The organism is Varibaculum cambriense (genome assembly GCF_022133705.1).
Classification (GTDB): domain Bacteria; phylum Actinomycetota; class Actinomycetes; order Actinomycetales; family Actinomycetaceae; genus Varibaculum; species Varibaculum cambriense_A.
Map to the genome: position 1 here is coordinate 1 of NZ_JAKNHJ010000040.1, position 270 is coordinate 270.

1 protein-coding gene is annotated in these 270 nt (G+C 40.7%); it reads right to left on the bottom strand.

Annotated features, from left to right (window positions below; genetic code table 11):
- On the bottom strand, nt 1-270 hold a 270-nt coding region (locus L0M99_RS09710; RefSeq protein WP_283217169.1), incomplete at both ends, for an amidase family protein.

The window sequence follows — 270 nt, forward strand, 5'->3', positions numbered from 1 at the left end:
TAAACATCTAATAAGTTCTTCGCTTTGCCCGCCGCGGAAAATCCATACTTTATCCCATCATAACGGGCGAGATTAGCCGAAACTTCGCAAGGCATGATTATATAGTAGGCTGCTAAAGCATACTCCGAATGAGGCAGAGAAATGTCAATGATCTCGGCGCCCAAATTTTGAAATTTTGAAATCGTTTTATTTACTGCATTTTCAACGTCATCATTCAAACCTTCGCCAAAATATTCTTTAGGGACGCCGATTTTCAAACCTTTGATCGGC